Here is a 309-nt window from a genome sequence, read left to right as displayed (position 1 = left end):
CAGCACCTCCACGGTGACGGGCTCGCGCAGAATGTCGAGCAGCTGGTACTCGTCGCCGTTGTTGCCGTAGCCCTGGGCCAAGGCGATGGCGCGGGGGCGTTCCCTGTCACGGAAGTCGGCCGGATTCAGGCCGAGGCCTTGGGCGTAAGCGTCAAAGGCATCATTGTCCAGGTAGAGAATGGTTCCTACCGTGCCAAAGCGCCCGTCGGCCATCTCGCCGCCGTCGATGCCTCCCTCGACACGGAAGGCCTCGCCCACCATAGATTCGGGGAGGGCCATAGCCGCATCGCTACGCAGCAGCCAGCCGAT

1 protein-coding gene is annotated in these 309 nt (G+C 65.4%); it reads right to left on the bottom strand.

Going from position 1 to position 309, the window contains the following annotated elements; genetic code table 11:
- Nucleotides 1-309: hypothetical protein (locus PZH32_RS12520; RefSeq protein ID WP_275208570.1), on the bottom strand; the 309-nt coding region annotated here is incomplete at both ends.

This window comes from Adlercreutzia equolifaciens (genome assembly GCF_029076695.1).
Classification (GTDB): domain Bacteria; phylum Actinomycetota; class Coriobacteriia; order Coriobacteriales; family Eggerthellaceae; genus Adlercreutzia; species Adlercreutzia equolifaciens_A.
This window is presented reverse-complemented; position numbering and strand designations above follow the sequence as displayed.